This window comes from Agrobacterium sp. NPDC090273, from assembly GCF_044772305.1.
Classification (GTDB): domain Bacteria; phylum Pseudomonadota; class Alphaproteobacteria; order Rhizobiales; family Rhizobiaceae; genus Agrobacterium.
The window spans coordinates 50402-66370 of the sequence record NZ_JBIVYN010000007.1; the positions used below are offsets into that span (position 1 = coordinate 50402).

The window sequence follows — 15969 nt, forward strand, 5'->3', positions numbered from 1 at the left end:
CGCCATCGCCTTTTCCGTGAAAGGCACCAAGAGGTGTGGCCCATGACCTCCCGCCTGAATGATGCGCGCATCCTGATGTACAGCCACGACTCTTTCGGGCTCGGACACCTTAGACGGTGTCGGACGATCGCCCATGCGTTGGTGGAGGATTATCGCGGCCTCAACGTTCTTATCATTTCGGGCGCAACGATCGCCGGCGCCTTCGACTATCGCGCTCGCGTCGATTTTGTAAAAATCCCGAGCGTCATCAAGCTGCGCAACGGCGAATACACATCCATGGATCGACACATCGATCTTCAGGAAACCCTGAAGATGCGCCGTTCGATCATCTACCACACAGCCGAAAGCTTTAAGCCGGATATCTTCATCGTCGACAAGGAGCCGATGGGCCTTCGTGGCGAAGTCGAGGAGACACTGGCCTATCTGAAGCAGCAGGGAACCAAGCTCGTCATCGGTTTGCGTGACGTCATGGATGCGCCGCAACTTCTTGAAGCCGAGTGGAAACGCAATGACGTGATGAACAAGATCGGTCATTTCTATGATCACGTCTGGGTCTACGGACCACCGGATTTCCACGACCCGCTGACTGGGCTGGACGTTCCACAGACCGTGCGCAGCAAGATGGACTTCGTCGGTTTTCTGCAACGCTCCAGAACACAGGCGGAAACCGTCTCGCATAAACCGGATGGCGATTATCTTCTCATCACGACAGGCGGCGGCGGTGATGGCAGCGAACTGATCGACGACGTGATCAATGCCTATCATCACGACAAGGATCTGACCCACAAGGCACTCGTGGTGCTCGGTCCCTATATGCCGGTTGATCAGCGCCAGCGTTTCGTCAGCCTCGTCGCAGACATTCCGCATATTGAGATCATCGAATTCGACAACCGCATGGAAGACCTGGTTGCAGGTGCTCAGGCCGTCGTATCGATGGGGGGCTACAACACAGTCTGCGAAATCTTGTCATTCGACAAGCCGGCTCTGGTCGTGCCGAGAACCATCCCGCGCGAGGAACAGTTGATCCGTGCCAGCCGCGCGTCGGAACTCGGGCTTTTCGACATGCTTTTGCCGGAAGACGCCGAAAATCCGGGAAAGATGGCTGCGGCTCTCAAAGCGTTGCCCTATCGTAATCCGCCTTCCGTCAATTCGCAGAACCTCAAGCTCGACGGCCTCGAAAACATTTCGAAGCGCATTGCCGAATGGCTGCACCCGGAAAGCGAAAAGACGCCGGCTGTCCAGACGGCATGACCGACCGGTTCGATGCGTCGACCTGAAAGAGACACGACCAACGTGACAAAAAAAGAAAAAATCGTGGTGCTGCTCAAGGGTTACCCGCGGCTGTCCGAGACCTTTATTGCGCAGGAACTTCTGGGGCTGGAAAGGGCCGGGCTTGAGCTGGAACTGGTGTCCATGCGCCGCCCGACCGACAAGAAGCGTCATCCGGTGCATGATGAAATCCGCGCACCTGTCACCTACCTGCCTGAGTATCTGCACGAGGAACCCTTGCGCGTTCTCAAAGCACTCTGGGCGTGCCGAAAAAAAGTCGGCTTCGGCAAAGCCCTTCGCCAGTTCTGGCAGGACTTGCGCCACGATGTCAGTCGCAACCGCTTCCGGCGTTTCGGCCAAGCGGCGGTTCTGGCTCATGAGTGGCCCGTCGACGCTGGATGGCTGCATGTGCACTTCATCCATACCCCCGCTTCGGTTGCCGCTTATACCCACCTGATCACCGGCACGCCGTGGACGATTTCCGCCCATGCCAAGGATATCTGGACATCCTCCGATCGCGATCTGTCCACCAAACTGAACAGCGCCCGCTGGGCCGTTACCTGTACCGCCAGCGGCTTCCAGCACCTTCTTGGGCTGTCCGGAAAAAAACAGAATGTGCATCTGAGCTATCACGGGCTGGATCTGACCCGCTTCCCGCATTTCGATGGTCCGCGTCCGATGAGAGACGGCTCGGACGCAAACGATCCGGTGCGTGTTCTAAGCGTTGGCCGCGCAGTCAAGAAAAAGGGGATCGATGTGCTTTTGCGAGCGCTCTCCTCCCTGCCATCAGAGATCCACTGGCATTTCACCCATATCGGTGGCGGTGATGAGCTTGCGTCGCTCAAACAGCTTGCCGATGAACTCGGCGTCGCCGATCGCATCGTCTGGACAGGCTCAATGGATCAGAAACAGGTGCTGGAGAACTACCGCCAGGCAGATCTGTTCGCGCTTGCCTGCCGCATCACCAGCGATGGCGACCGTGACGGGCTTCCCAATGTCCTGGTGGAAGCAGCCAGCCAGTCGCTGACGTGCATTTCCACCAATATATCCGGCATTCCGGAGTTTTTTGTTGATGGGGAGAATGGTCTGCTGACAGAACCTGAGAATCCAGTGGCCCTCGCCAATGCTCTGCAACGGGTGATCACCGATCCGCAATTGCGCATCAGGCTCGGTGAGGCAGCGGAACACCGGGTTCGCACGGCCTTCGATCACAGAACCAGCATTGCGGATCTCAAAACACTCTTCGAAAGCGAATGGGAGAAGGCATCGTGACGACGACTGAACGGCCTCCCCGCGTCTTTTTTTATGTCCAGCATCTGCTCGGCATCGGTCATATCGCCCGCGCCAGCCGGGTTGCCAATGCGCTCCAGGCGGATGGTTTCGATGTGACGCTTGTGACAGGGGGCATGCCTGTTCCCGGTTTTCCAGGTGACGGAATACGCCATGTCGAGCTACCACCGATCGCCGTGAGCGACGGTAGTTTTTCCGGTCTTGTCGATGCGACGGGAAAGCCAGCAGACGACGCTTTCAAAAAAGATCGGACCGACATGCTGATCGGCGCCTATCACGGCGCCAAACCGGATATCGTCATCATCGAGGCTTTTCCGTTCGGGCGCAGGCAGGTTCGCTTCGAACTTCTGCCGCTGCTGGACGAGATCGAGGACAGCGAGCCCAGACCACTGGTCATGACCTCGCTTCGCGACATCCTGCAGGAACGTTCGAAACCGGGGCGGGACGAAGAAACCGTCTCATTGGTGAAGAAACATTTCGATGCGGTACTCGTGCACGGCGATCCGAATTTCGTGCGGCTTGAAGATACCTTCCCTCTCGCTGAACAGATCAGCCACCGCGTTGTCTACACCGGCCTTGTCGCTCCGCTAGCGCCACCACCGCCGTCGGAAAAATTCGATATCATCGTGTCTGCGGGTGGTGGTGCTGTCGGTGCAGCACTCATTCAGGCAGCCCTAGAGGCAGCGCCAAAAGTCAAAGGGATTGAAAAATGGTGCCTGATCGCTGGGCCCAACATGCCCCAGGCTGATTTCGAGGCAATTACCGCAAAGGCCGGGGACAACATCTCCGTTTTTCGATTCCGCAAAGACTTTGCAAGTCTGCTTGCCGGCGCGCGACTTTCCATTTCCCAGGCTGGCTACAACACGGTCTGCGATGTCCTTCAGGCAAAATGCCGTTCCTTGCTCATTCCCTTCTCGGCAAGTGGCGAGACGGAACAGAGTGCCCGCGCGGAACGTCTGCAAAAACTTGGGCTCGCGCATGTGCTGGAAGAAAAAGACATTACGGCACAGTCGATGGCCGATGCCATAGAAAGAGCTTTGGCGCTGCCTGCTCCGGACCTCGTCTCCCTCGATCTGGATGGCGCATCGGGAACAGCTAGGGCGTTGCGCCATCTCTATGACGAGCGTTGAGAATATCCCTCAATGCCCGGACAGTCGCCTCGTCCGTCTGTTTGCGTTCCGGGCCGGCAAAACCGAGCTTTGAGACCTGGCTTTCAGGATCGTAAGGCTGGGCGGACGAACATGACGCATGAATCTCTGTTATCGGAAGCCGGTCCAACAGCGCTGGCGTGATTTGAGGACGAACCCCCGCACCCGGCATGATGACAATCCGGTCGCCTGCCATGTGGCAAAGCCGCTCCAGCATATCGATACCCTCCAGGGCCGATCTCGCACCTCCCGATGTCAGGATGCGCGAGAACCCGAGATCGACAGCCGCCTCCAGTGCCTCACTCATATCAGGCACCACATCAAAAGCGCGGTGCAGGGTCAGATCCAATCCCTCGGAGTGGCGGCAAAGGTCTTCGATCAACGGCACGTCAAGCGCGCCGTTTTCACGCGATGCACCGAGAACGACGCCGGAAAGACCAGCGCGTCGAACGGCATCAATATCGTGTTTCATCTGATCGGCATCTTCACCGCTAAACACGAAATCCCCGGCGCGCGGCCGTATCATCACGCTTACCGGCACATCATACCGGGCCGCCAACTGCAAAAGACCCGATGACGGCGTGACACCGCCACCCGAAAGGGCTGCGCACAATTCGATGCGGTCTGCCCCACCTTTCACGGCGGCGGCCAGCCCGGCAGCATCGTCTACGCAAATCTCGAGAATCATCGACACCTCTTTCGTTGTACCGCCGTTATCGGCGACGGCCCTTCCCATCAAGTGCATAGAGCATGTAAATGCCGCCCAGACCGAACATCGCCCCGAGAATGGAGGTGCCGGCATAGTTGGAGAACAATGTTCCGATCGCAAAGATCAACGCACCAACGCCCGCACTGAGGAATATGTTCACGGCAATCAGCGAGCTTCCAAGTCCCGGCCGGTCAGCGATCAGTTCCTGCAGATAGGTAATGGGTATGCTGATGATCGCGGCAGCACCAAGCGCGCTGATACCGGTCTGGGCATAGATGTGCCAAGGCGCGCTGGCCAGTCCCTGGAAGACCAGGTAGATGGCGTAGAGTACGGCACCTGTCGCAAGGGTGATCGTCTGCGGCAGCTTCTTCTCGATCCATCCCCAGAACAGGATGAAGGCGATTTCCAGCGCGGCTACGATACCGGCTACGATACCGATGTCTGCCACCGTACCGCCGGCCTGCCCCGTGATGATCAGAGGCCGCACGGAATCGTTCAGATGCAGCATCGAGCAAATCAACGCGATGGCAATGACGCGCAACAACACCCGGCGCGAACCAACCTCAGCCAGCGAGGCGCGCAAACCGAAACGTGCCTCATTTCCAACCGAAATTGGCGTGGCGGTGCGCGGCAGATAGAAGGCGACCAACAGGAAACAGACGCCTGCACAAATGCCCGAGAACAGGAAAGACGACATCATGTTGCCGGTGTTCACCAGGAATATGCCAACGATGCCGGGCACGAGAACCCAGGATAACGAAATCGTTGCCCGCATGATCGAGTTGACGGCGATCATGTCATTCATGGAGAGGTCGCGGGCGTCAGCGCGAACATGCGCAAAAATCAACGAATTCATGGCGCCGAAAATCGGCAACAGAACGAGTTTCGCCGCCACGAACGCGGACGCATTGGCAGCGAGATAGACAAGAAAATAACCGCTTACGCCAAACAGCGCGATGAACAGCATCGGCTTGCGATATTCGCCGAGCCTGTCTGCCACGATCCCCATCAGCACGCTGGCACTGACATTGATGACGGCGGCAAACAACATCAACAGCGAGTATACAGTATTGCTCAGTCCGATCTCGCGAATGCCTATGACCGCCTGATAGGGCGCGGTTGCAGCATTCGAAAAACCGAAGAACAGAATGGCAAGCGCCCCGATCCGGATCGACGGATTGCTGATAACGATGGAAAGAGCGGAGCGCATAAAAACTCACGAAAGATGATCCGCAAATCCGGATCGATACGAGGGCATCTTTCCCGACGCGCTGTTATCGCCAGCGCGCCGAGAGAACGGGTTCCGGGCTATAATCGAAAGACATGCTCCATGGGAAGATGGCTCCTTGCCGCCGGTGGTTCGGAAGACTTTCAATATCCTGATTGATGACGCCGTCCGTCAGTGCCATCAGATTTGGATTGGCGATTGGTGCGAGCTCCGGTGAGAGATAACCCGATTTCACCACAAGCAACTTCGCCTCTTTGGGGTCGAAACCAAGCCGCGTAAAATCGGACAGCATATGATACGGTCTGCGCCGCGCAGCGAGGATGACCGTTATGCCTCCAATGGCAACAACAGCCTGGCGCTGCTCGTCCGTACCCGGGTCATCGAGTTTCAAAACCAGCGCTTCGACGCTCACGGATGGACTTTGAGGATCGAGGCTACCACCGATCTTCAGGCTCACAGATGCACCTTCGCCTGCCGCAAAACACGCCTCGACAGCGGGCTTGTCCGTAATACCGCCCATCAACGCGCCCTGCCAGTTTCTGGCAATGAGCGCAGCCAGCACATCAGCCCGATCTCCCACCCCACCGCCGGTCGGGTTGTCACCGGAATCAGCCAGAATGATTGGCGTAGTCACTGTCTTTGCCGCAATGTCCAGAATGGCGTCCAAAGGCTCGGTCACCGGTCCGAACTCGAAGTCCTGACGCGCATCCCAATAAGCCTGAGCAATCTCGACGGCGACGGCCTGCGCCTCTTGCCTGTTGGTGCCCGTTACCACTGCGCAGGCTGTTGCCCGAGGCTCATCCGCCCAGACATAGCCGATCATGAAATTCGCATCCCAGATGCCGGGTCGGGCATCATGTTGCGGCAACACCGCATAGAGACCCTTGGCAGGTTCATCTTCCGTCGAGGTTTTTTCACCCGGAAGGAGAACCGGGATCTTGGCCCATGCGACGCCGGGCTTCTCACCCGTTTTCAGGGCTTTCAGCAACATGGACCACGCCCGCACCATGGTTTCGCGCACGTCGATATGCGGTGCAGTACGGTAACCCGCAAAAATATCGAGCTGATCGATGATCCGCTGACTGACATTGCCATGCAGGTCATAGCTGGCAGACACGATCACATCTGGCCCGACAACGGCGCGGGCACTAGAAATCCAGTCACCCTCGGCATCGTCCATGCCTTCAACATTCATGGCGCCATGCATGGCAAGATAAAGCCCGTCAACCGGCAGGGCCGCGCGAAGCCTTTCAAGAAATTCCGCCTTGAAAGCCTCATAGGCCTGACGCGAGACAGGACCGCCGGGAACTGCCCGTGCATGCAGGAGCGGCAGAACTTCCGCACCTCCATCACCCAGAAAATTGAAATACTCGGCCTCGACCAGATCCTGACCGCGGAAGACACGAAAATCCTCCGGCCTCATCAAAACCGGCGAAGACGTGCTGCATTCGGTGTGAATGCCACCAACGGCAATACGCATGGCGCTCCTCCTCAATAGACCGGGCTAAGAGGAACGATCGCGGCAAACCGCAGCCAGTCCTTTTGTGCCTTGGGTGTCCACGCCGCTTCCGCAATAGCCGGGAGGCGCGGGAAAACGAGGTGATTGAAGTAGGCGCGATTGAGGAAATGCTCCGACCAGATGCAGGCCTGTACGCCCTTCATGCGGTCCTTCAGCTCTTCCGGAAACTCGCCCACCGCCTCATAGGCATAGGTGTGCGACGGGGGAACCGTTCCAGCCCAGCTTGCGCCCGGCTCCTGCCAGGCCTCGTCCTGCACCATGTCCAGATAATAGGCTTGTCCCGGCGTCATCACCACGTCGTAGCCCTGCTTGGCCAGCGCAAGGCCGACCTCCGGTTTCTGCCAGGCCATCAGAAGTGTGCCTTGCGGATCGACACCGCCGCCGTGGGAAACTTCGTCCCATCCGGCAAGCTGACGGCCGCGCTCATGCAACATGCCCTGAATGCGCTTCATGAAATAGGATTGAATGCCGAACGTGCCGTCCAGCCCTTCCTTCTCCATCAGAGACTTTGCCAGCGGCGATGCCAGCCACGATCCATCCGCAACCTCATCGCCACCGATGTGGATGAGACGCGATGGAAACAGCTCGACCATTTCATCGAAGATCTTGCCCAGAAACTCATACGTCAACTCGATGGCCGGGTTGAGTGCGTTGTTGGGATACCCCTGCACAGAACGATAGCTATCGGGCGCCTCCTGGCCGTCCGTCAATTCCGGATAGGCCACCAGGGCTGCAGTGCTGTGGCCAGGGATATCGACCTCGGGAATGACTTCGACGTTCAATGCAGCCGCTCGCGCCACAACGTTGCGGACATCATCCTGCGTATAAAAACCGGAGACCGGTTCGGCGCTGTTGCCAAGCTGCGGCAGAAGCTGCGTGTCCGGACCACGCGTCGCACCCACCGTGGTCAGCAACGGGTAAGCCTTGATTTCAAGACGCCATGCCTCGTCATCCGTCAGATGCCAATGGAAACGGTTCATGCGGAACCAGGCCATGATATCGATCAGCCTCAGCACATCATCCGTGGGATAGAACTGGCGCGACACATCCAGATGGCACCCACGCCAGCTATATCGCGGCGCGTCGCTGATGACACCGGAGGCCGGGAAACGGAATTTGGCGTCGCTGCGCGCGCCATGCAGCAACTGGGCAAGCACCGTCAGAGCATATTGGAGGCCGGCAGCAGCAGAATATTCAACGGTTACACTGTCAGCAGCAAAGGACAGCCGATAACCTTCGGCTTCCAACCCACTATGCTTCTTGAAATTGAGTGGCTTGCCTTCATGCACGGGTGCAAGACTGAGCGGCGCATGACCGACCGCGAACAGTCTGCGGAAAAGCGAAAGCACGCCGTCCACAGCAAGAACTTCGTCCGTTGTCGCTTCCTTCGCCGGGAAAAGCGCCACCGGGAAGGTTTCGCCGGGTTGCACCTCAACATCAGCAGGCCATGGCTGCATCGAAAACGGCAGATCGAGCTTTCCTTCCGGCAACAGGACCGGCGGCGGCTCGCTGTGGCGTCCATCCAGCATCAGATCGGCAACCTCGACGATACGATGTGTGCCGTCTGCAAGGCTGACATAAGCGGATTTTGCGCCATCCGTGCGGTGGCGGGCCGGACGCAGTAGACCATCGACCACAAACCGCCAGGATTTTCCGGCCTCCAGAACGAAACCCGGCGGCGGTGCAAACTCGTGGAAGTTAGCATTCCGGCGCAGATAAACGGCATTCTCACAAACAGGCTTGTCCACAGTGCGCGTCAGAGAGGTGTAGACAACACGGAAATCGCTCAACGGTTCGGAAGAGAGGTTGAACAACGTGAAGGTAAATCCACCGGACGCGTTGTCTTGCAGCGGATGCCAGGAATTTTCGAGACGGTAACGTGTGAGCGCCATGATGCTCCCCTTATTATTGCAGATTGAGCCTAGTTCTGGCCCGGGTCAGTAATGTTCGGATTGCGAAAAAGTGTAGGCGAGCGGTGCCTGCCCGGCGGTCAAACCGCAGTCCACAGGCAGGCAAACGCCGCTGATGGCCATCGCTTGCGGACCGGCCAGAAAGGCGACAGCATTCGCCACATCTTCCGGTTTCACGATGCGGCGCAACGGATACCAGTGCTTCGCCTCTTCGAAGACTTGCGGATTGTTGGCCGCCCGCGCTTCCCATGCCTGTGTTCGAACAGTGCCAGGGGCAACGGCGTTGGAGCGGATGCCGAATTTTCCGTATTCGACGGCAATCAGCTTTGTCAGGTGGATCAGGCCTGCCTTTGCAGCGCTATAAGCCGGATGACCGAAAACCGACATCCCGTTCACCGAGGCGACGTTGACGAGCGCACCCTGCGTTCGCTTCAAAGGCTCCTCAAAAGCCCTGAAACACAAGAACGGCGCCTCGAGGTTGAGGGCGTTATCCTTGCGCCAGATTTCCGGCGTTGTGTCGTGCAGACTGACAGCGCGAGCCGCGCCGGCATTGTTGACCAGTGTTTCGACATCGCCAAGCAAAGCTACGTCGGCTGCCAGCCTAGCGAGATCCACCGGATCGGTCACGTCACAGGTTTTGGCAACGAAGTTGGAGCCGGAAAGCAGGGAAAGCGCCTTATCAAGCGCTGCAGCATCAATATCCACCAGCACAACGGTCGCATGGGTCACCGATAGCTGTTCAGCAATTGCGCGACCAATATCACCAGCCGCACCCGTTACCACGGCGACGTGGCTTCTGCTGTCTGTCATGTCCTAAAGCTCCTCTGGCGTTAACCGCCCCTCTCAGTCGCCAAGCAATTGCCGGTCGTCCTTGTCGCGGTGTTCCACGAGCTGCTGCTTGATGTGACGCAAGGTCACCATCGACCTTTGCTGGTTGTGATAAGCTGCCAACGTCGCGAGAACGTCGACGGCAGCCAGATAGGCATAACGCGACGAAGTGGGGCGGAAGATATTGTTTCCTTCGGGAACATTGACCCCGACAACGATGTCTGCAGCGTCGGCAACCGGACTGTCGCTCTGGGTCAACGCAATGGTGGCGACACCCATCTCGCGCGCCAGCCTGAAACATTTGACCAGCTCCATGTTCCGGCCCGAGAAGGATGAACCGATAATCACATCGTCCTTGCGTGCGGCAGCGGTCATCATCAGTTGCATGCTGTGATCGGCGCTTGTCGCAACACGGAATCCGAGGCGAAACAGGCGGTTTTGAATCTCGTCCGAAATCATCGACGAGTTGCCGCCCGAACCAAAGGCATAGATCATGCCGCTATTGGCAATCCTTGCTGCGGCCTGATCCGCTATCGCAGGATCGAGCGTCTTGTGAAGCAGGAAAAGCGCGTCTTGCGCCTTCGCCAGAACTTCCTCGGTAACTTCGGAGGGACCAGTACTAGTCGCCTCCGAGGTCAGATAACGGATACCGACATAGGCCGTCTTGGCAAGGCTGACCTTGAACTCGGAGAAACTCTGACAACCAAGGCGCCGGCAGAAACGTGTAACGGTCGGCGGAGAGACTTCGGCACGCGCTGCAAGCTCGATGATCGAGGCATTGACGGCAAATTCGAAGTCCGAAACCAGAATATCGGCGATGCGTTTCTCCGACTGGGAAAACTGCGCCTTGTCTTCTTGAATTTTTGCGAAAATATCCATGATCATCGGTCCCCGTTACGCCAAAATCAGGCTTTGGCCTCGTTTCCGATGCACCGCAAATCGGCATGCCAGTCAACCGCCCGAATTCTTGATCCAAGGTTCGTTTGCCCAATTGACGGCAAGGCTTTCGCTCCCATTACGAAAATTATTTTCTTTGTTGATTGATATGAGAGCATATGCCAACAATCTCCACCAGAGAAATCTACGAAATATGAAAATAATTTCAAAAACGGACTGTCGTCATGCGTGATCCCTTCAAGAACCCCTTTCCCGAAACCGATTTCGCCCGTCACTCCATCTGGGAGATGTTGGTGACGCGTGACATCGACGCTTTTCTCGCTGCCGACTGGGACAAGGTCGCCGATGATTTCGTCGAAGACGGCTTTCTCGGCATCAATGCCAACCGCGAGACCAATCCGGACAACTGGCGCCTGTCCTTCCCCTCGCTTGTTGCCTACCGCGACGAATGGTTGAGACAGGCACAGGATTTCCAGAAGGAAAAGTTTGCCGAAGATCCACGCACAGCCATCTTCACGACGACGACGCTGGAAGAGATCGAGGTTGAAGGCGAAACAGCACTCGTTCGCAAGAAGTTCGATGGCGGCTTGCGAAAAGCAGACGGCAGTTTCGACACCATGAAATGGCAGACGCTTTATTATTGCCGGCTGCACCAGGGGCGCTGGAAAATCAGCGGCTTCACGGGCTACATGCCGAACCCTATGCCGTAAGGGCAAAGACGCAAAACGCCGGGCCGAAAACCCCGCGTTTTTTTTGCGTTTGACGCCTGCATCTGAAGTACGAAATGCGGCCTTGGCAACAGGGGCGGATGTAAGTGAAAATCCCATGATCCGCCCTCCTGTCGCTATTGAATGAGCTTGAGCACGGAGAGATCGACACGCCGGTCCAGGGCGATGCCGCTATCGTCAAACAGATGGCAATCGGATGCCTTGATACCTGTGACGATCGGCTCGTCGACAACCACCGGTGCGGAGCCAGACAGCAACGCACAATAGTTTTCTCCGGTCGGAGAAACACCATAGGCAATGGTGTTCACACCGAGCCGCTCGATCACGCTTGGCGCCACCGTGATATTGAGGTCTGCAGGTTCAAGACCGGTGTGTTCTGGGCGAATTCCAAGCGTCAATTGCGAACCTTCGAGACCGGCACGCGGTTCGACCGGAACAGTGATCCGCTGGCCCTGATAGTCCACAGTGACACCATCGGCATCTGCCTTCACGCAGGTCACCTTCAGGAAGTTCATCTTGGGGTTACCGATAAATCCGGCAACGAAAAGATTGGCGGGTTTGTGGTAAAGTTCCAGCGGCGCGCCGACCTGTGCAATCTCGCCAGCATTCAGCACCACGATACGGTCAGCCATGGTCATGGCTTCCACCTGGTCGTGGGTCACGTAGATCATCGTCGCCTTCAGCGTACGATGCAGATTGGTAAGCTCGATACGCATGTCCGCGCGCAGCGCCGCATCGAGGTTGGACAGCGGCTCGTCGAACAGAAAGATTTTCGGTTCACGGACGATCGCGCGCCCGATTGCAACGCGCTGGCGCTGACCGCCAGAAAGCATTCCCGGTCGCTGTTCAAGGCGCTGATCAAGCTGCAGGATCTTGGCGACGCCTTCGACCTTCTCCTTGATCTTGCTTTCTTCCATCTTTTCGACACGCAGCGGAAAGGCGATGTTTTCGAAGACAGACATATGCGGATAAAGCGCATAGGACTGGAAAACCATGGCAATGCCGCGTTTGACGGGTGGCAGCTCGTTGACCTTCACACCATTGATGACGACGTCACCACCAGAAATGTCTTCCAGACCTGCGATCATCCGCAGCAGCGTGGACTTGCCGCATCCCGAAGGTCCGACAAAAACGACGAACTCACCATCCTTGATGTCGAGCTGAACGCCCTTGATGACTTCGAAATGTCCATAATTCTTGCGGACGTTGTTGAGATAGAGTTGACCCAAGACTTGCCTCTCCCGTCACCAGCCAAAACACGGCTGCGTTCAGAGACGTTCCAGAACGAACAGGGCCGTTCGGACCGAAACCGTTTGAAATAAGACGGAAACCTTGCCCCTTCTGATGAAGTGATGATGTTTCCGCAGCGAAATTGGGGGAACTGCGGGCTTTACGACAAGCCCGCAGTCATCAGCGCATTTGGCTTACTTGTATTGCTCGAGCGCACCCGATGCCTTCTTCACGGCATCTTCCGGTGTCGCCTTGCCCGTGACGACGGACTGTACCATCTCGATGATGACGTCCTGGAAGCCCTTGTAATCGGTGAAGAGCGGCTCAGGACCACCATAGGCGATACCGTCGACGAGCGGCTTCCAGAAGGGGTCCTTGGCAATGAATTCGTCAACCTTCGGCGATGGACGCAGCGGCGTCAGGCCGGCGCCGCCCTGCAGTTCATATTCGCCCTGTGGACCGGGAGAGGTAATGAACTTGGCGAATTCGGTCGCTTTTTCCTCAACGCCCGTACCCTTGAAGATAGCAAGGCTGTCGGTGATGAGCAGCGTGCCAGACCCCTTGGCTTCCGGACCGAGCGGAAGTGTTGCGATACCCCAGTTGATCTTGGTGGCCTGGAGACGCGTAGCGGCACCGGAGCCTGCCTGGATCATGCCGACCTTGCCATCGAGGAAGATCGCGCGGATTTCGTTCTGCTCGTAGGCAGTCGGACCTTCGACGGAGTAAGGCGTGATGTCCTTGTAGGCCTGCAGTGCTGCCAGAACCTGCGGGCTGTCGACCGTGATCTTGTCGCCGTCGATGACCTTGCCGTTATTGGTGTAAACCCAGTGCATGAACTGGTGCATGGTGTTGTCGAAGGTCTTTGCTGGCAGACCGTAACCGGCCACACCGGTCTTTTCCTTGATCTGCTTTGCGAACGCAATTTCTTCAGCCCAGGTCTTCGGCGGCACTTCCGGATCAAGACCGGCCTGCTTGAACAGATCCTTGTTCCAGTAGAGAGCCTTGGTCGAGAACGCGACCGGAACGCCCCACTGGGTATCTTCGAACGTCACCGTGTCAACGATGTTGGGGTAATAGCTTTTCTTTTCCTCTTCCGTCATCGGCACCGGAACGATGAGATCGTTCTGCGCGAACTGCTTCAGAGTGCGCGAACCGACATAGGCCATGGCGACCGGCGTGCCGGCAGCAGCCAGCGTGGTTGCCTTGTCCTGGCACTGTGCCCAGCCGACGACTTCCGGAACAACCTTCCAGCCTTCGTTCTTGCCTTCCCATTCCTTGATGTACTTCTCATGGATGGGGTCCATCTTGTCGCCGCAATAGATCCAGCTGATTTCCTTGTCGGCAGCGTGCGCCGTCACCGTGCCAAGCGCGGTTGAACCGGCAAATGCGAGAGCGCAGAGCGCCAATCCGTAATGTTTCAGTGCCATAAGTAGTCTCCCATTCTCTGGTGGTCGTTCCGGTTGTTGTTTATTTCACCGCGCCGGCGGTCAGACCGCTGACGAGATATCGTTGCATGAAGAAGATCACGACCATGGCCGGCGCAATGCCGACAAAGCTGGCCGCCATCAACTCATTCCAGATGACTTCCTGACGACCGAAATAGGCAAACAGGCCAATAGGCAGCGGCATAAATTCGGTCTTGGAATTGAAGGTGAGGGCGAAGATGAACTGCTGGGCGTAAGCGCCGATGAAGGTGGTGATCGACACCACGGCGATGCCAGGCATGGCAAGCGGCAGGATCACACGGCGGAACGTGTAGAAATAGCTGGCGCCGTCCACATAAGCGGCTTCTTCAAGTTCGCGTGGAATGCGCAGCATATACGTTCTGAGCAGCCAGATGGCGGTTGGAATCAGGAACGCCGCGCCTGGGATGATCATTGCGAAATAAGTGTTGAGGACACCCATGTTGCGCATCAACCGGTAGAGCGGGATCAGGAGAACCGCACCTGAAAACATGTTGATGGCCAGAAACGCGCCCAGCAACTGCCCACGGCCGCGAAACTTGAAACGGGCGAAGGCGTAGGATGCGGGGACCACCAGAAGCAGCACGATCGCCGTCGAGATGGTGGAAATGAAGAAGGAGTTGAAGACGTAACGGGCGAAGCCCGGAACGCTGACCCACATGGTCTTGTAGGCTTCGAACGAGCCGTTTTCCGGCCAGAAACGATATGGCGAGGAAAACAGCAGGCTGAGCGGCTTCAGCGAAACCAGAAAACCCTCGACAAACGGTGCCAGCACGAAGGTCAGGAACACGGCGATACCGCAATAGATCCCGACGATTTCATACCACTTGTAGCGGTTGATCATCGCATTCTTGTCGGTCATCGGGTGGCCTCCTGAGAAATACGGCTGGTGACGCGGAAATAGAAGAAGGTGAAAATCGACAGGAAGATGCAGATCAGCACGGCACGCGCGGCACCTTCCCCGTATTTGTAGGAACCGATCGCGGTCTTGTAGGTGTCGATAATCATCGTTGTCGTCTGACCGGTCGGACCGCCCTGCGTCAAAATCCAGATGATGTCGAAAGAGTTGAACGTCGAGATCAGCGAAATCATCGACATGGTGATCATCGCAGGCAACATCAGCGGCAGCGTGATGCGGCGGAAACGATACATACGGCTTGCTCCATCGGTCCACGCAGCCTCGTAGAGATCCTGCGGAATGGCCTGTATGGCTGCCAGAAGGTAGAGCGTCACCATCGGCACGCCGATCCAGACGTCTGTCACGACTGTCGCCCAGAATGCGGTATTACCGTAGGCAAGAAATGCAACCGGTCCATCGACCAGGCCGAGGTTCTGCAAGACGCCAGAGATCATGCCGAACTGGCCGTTATACATCCAGCCCCACATGAAAATGCCGATCGCCATTGGCACGATCCACGGCGGCATGGTCAGGATGCGGAAAAGTGCTCGACCTGGAACGGCCGAGTTCAGCAAAACTGCTCCGAACGTGCCGATGATCATCTTGATCGAGACGGAAAAGAACGTCCAGATGAAGGTCCGGGTGATGACTCCGGCAAAGGTCTCGTTGAAAATCTTCTCGTAGTTCAGAAACCCAACCCAATTCGTCGTCTTGCGAAGCGACGCATCAGTGAAGGAGAGAATGAACGTATCAACCAGCGGGTAGGCAACGATAACCGTTATATAGAGGAGTGCCGGAAGAAGGAGAAGCCAGGCGAAGATGACCGCGCTACGTTTCGCTTCCATCGCCCGT

The 15969-nt window shown here is 57.1% G+C and carries 14 protein-coding genes; 4 read left to right on the forward strand and 10 right to left on the reverse strand.

The window, feature by feature from the left end; genetic code table 11:
• Positions 1-42: 42 nt before the first annotated feature.
• From ACIQT8_RS18615 to ACIQT8_RS18625, 3 genes are read left to right on the forward strand one after another with little or no spacing between them, the layout of a single operon-like run.
• On the forward strand, positions 43-1251 hold the full coding sequence (locus ACIQT8_RS18615) for a glycosyltransferase family protein (RefSeq protein WP_138795344.1): 1209 nt from the start codon (positions 43-45) through the stop codon (positions 1249-1251).
• Between the two features lie 42 nt (positions 1252-1293).
• Positions 1294-2541: a glycosyltransferase family 4 protein gene (locus ACIQT8_RS18620; protein ID WP_400968206.1), complete on the forward strand. Its 1248-nt coding sequence runs from the start codon at positions 1294-1296 to the stop codon at positions 2539-2541.
• Positions 2538-3689 carry a glycosyltransferase family protein gene (locus ACIQT8_RS18625; protein ID WP_400968209.1) on the forward strand — a complete coding sequence of 384 codons (1152 nt, stop codon included), beginning with the start codon at positions 2538-2540 and terminating at the stop codon, positions 3687-3689. The genes ACIQT8_RS18620 and ACIQT8_RS18625 overlap by 4 nt, the downstream gene beginning before the upstream one ends.
• Here ACIQT8_RS18625 and ACIQT8_RS18630 read toward each other — a convergent pair.
• From ACIQT8_RS18630 to ACIQT8_RS18655, 6 genes are all read right to left on the reverse strand, one after another.
• Entirely contained in the window at positions 3655-4395 is a 741-nt protein-coding gene (locus ACIQT8_RS18630) for a copper homeostasis protein CutC (protein ID WP_400968211.1), read from the reverse strand. The genes ACIQT8_RS18625 and ACIQT8_RS18630 overlap by 35 nt on opposite strands.
• Positions 4396-4420: 25 nt before the next feature.
• On the reverse strand, positions 4421-5626 hold the full coding sequence (locus ACIQT8_RS18635; protein WP_138795341.1) for an MFS transporter: 1206 nt from the start codon (positions 5624-5626) through the stop codon (positions 4421-4423).
• 64 nt (positions 5627-5690) lie between these two features.
• The gene (locus ACIQT8_RS18640; RefSeq protein WP_400968214.1) at positions 5691-7124 is read right to left on the reverse strand and encodes a M81 family metallopeptidase; all 1434 of its coding nucleotides are present in this window, start codon (positions 7122-7124) and stop codon (positions 5691-5693) included.
• 11 nt (positions 7125-7135) lie between these two features.
• Entirely contained in the window at positions 7136-9055 is a 1920-nt protein-coding gene (locus ACIQT8_RS18645; RefSeq protein ID WP_400968217.1) for a beta-N-acetylhexosaminidase, read from the reverse strand.
• A gap of 45 nt (positions 9056-9100) precedes the next feature.
• Entirely contained in the window at positions 9101-9883 is a 783-nt protein-coding gene (locus tag ACIQT8_RS18650; protein ID WP_400968220.1) for an SDR family oxidoreductase, read from the reverse strand.
• Positions 9884-9916: 33 nt separating this feature from the next.
• A complete protein-coding gene (locus ACIQT8_RS18655) occupies positions 9917-10780 on the reverse strand; it encodes a MurR/RpiR family transcriptional regulator (protein ID WP_262523368.1) in 864 nt (287 codons plus the stop codon).
• A gap of 242 nt (positions 10781-11022) precedes the next feature.
• On the opposite strand from ACIQT8_RS18655, the gene ACIQT8_RS18660 reads away from it, so the two are divergent.
• Positions 11023-11508 (forward strand): hypothetical protein, encoded by a 486-nt coding sequence (locus tag ACIQT8_RS18660; protein WP_400968223.1) that lies wholly within the window; start codon positions 11023-11025, stop codon positions 11506-11508.
• Positions 11509-11642: 134 nt separating this feature from the next.
• Here ACIQT8_RS18660 and ACIQT8_RS18665 read toward each other — a convergent pair whose 3' ends face one another.
• From ACIQT8_RS18665 to ACIQT8_RS18680, 4 genes are all read right to left on the reverse strand, one after another.
• Complete coding sequence (locus ACIQT8_RS18665; RefSeq protein WP_262523370.1) at positions 11643-12755, reverse strand: ABC transporter ATP-binding protein; 1113 nt, start codon at positions 12753-12755, stop codon at positions 11643-11645.
• 195 nt (positions 12756-12950) lie between these two features.
• Positions 12951-14183, reverse strand: a complete 1233-nt coding sequence (locus ACIQT8_RS18670; protein WP_138795334.1) for an extracellular solute-binding protein — start codon at positions 14181-14183, stop codon at positions 12951-12953.
• A 40-nt stretch (positions 14184-14223) separates the two neighbouring features.
• Positions 14224-15081, reverse strand: coding sequence for a carbohydrate ABC transporter permease (locus ACIQT8_RS18675; protein WP_138795333.1), 858 nt, complete (start codon positions 15079-15081; stop codon positions 14224-14226).
• Positions 15078-15962, reverse strand: coding sequence for a carbohydrate ABC transporter permease (locus ACIQT8_RS18680; RefSeq protein WP_138795332.1), 885 nt, complete (start codon positions 15960-15962; stop codon positions 15078-15080). The genes ACIQT8_RS18675 and ACIQT8_RS18680 overlap by 4 nt, the downstream gene beginning before the upstream one ends.
• Positions 15963-15969: the final 7 nt, after the last annotated feature.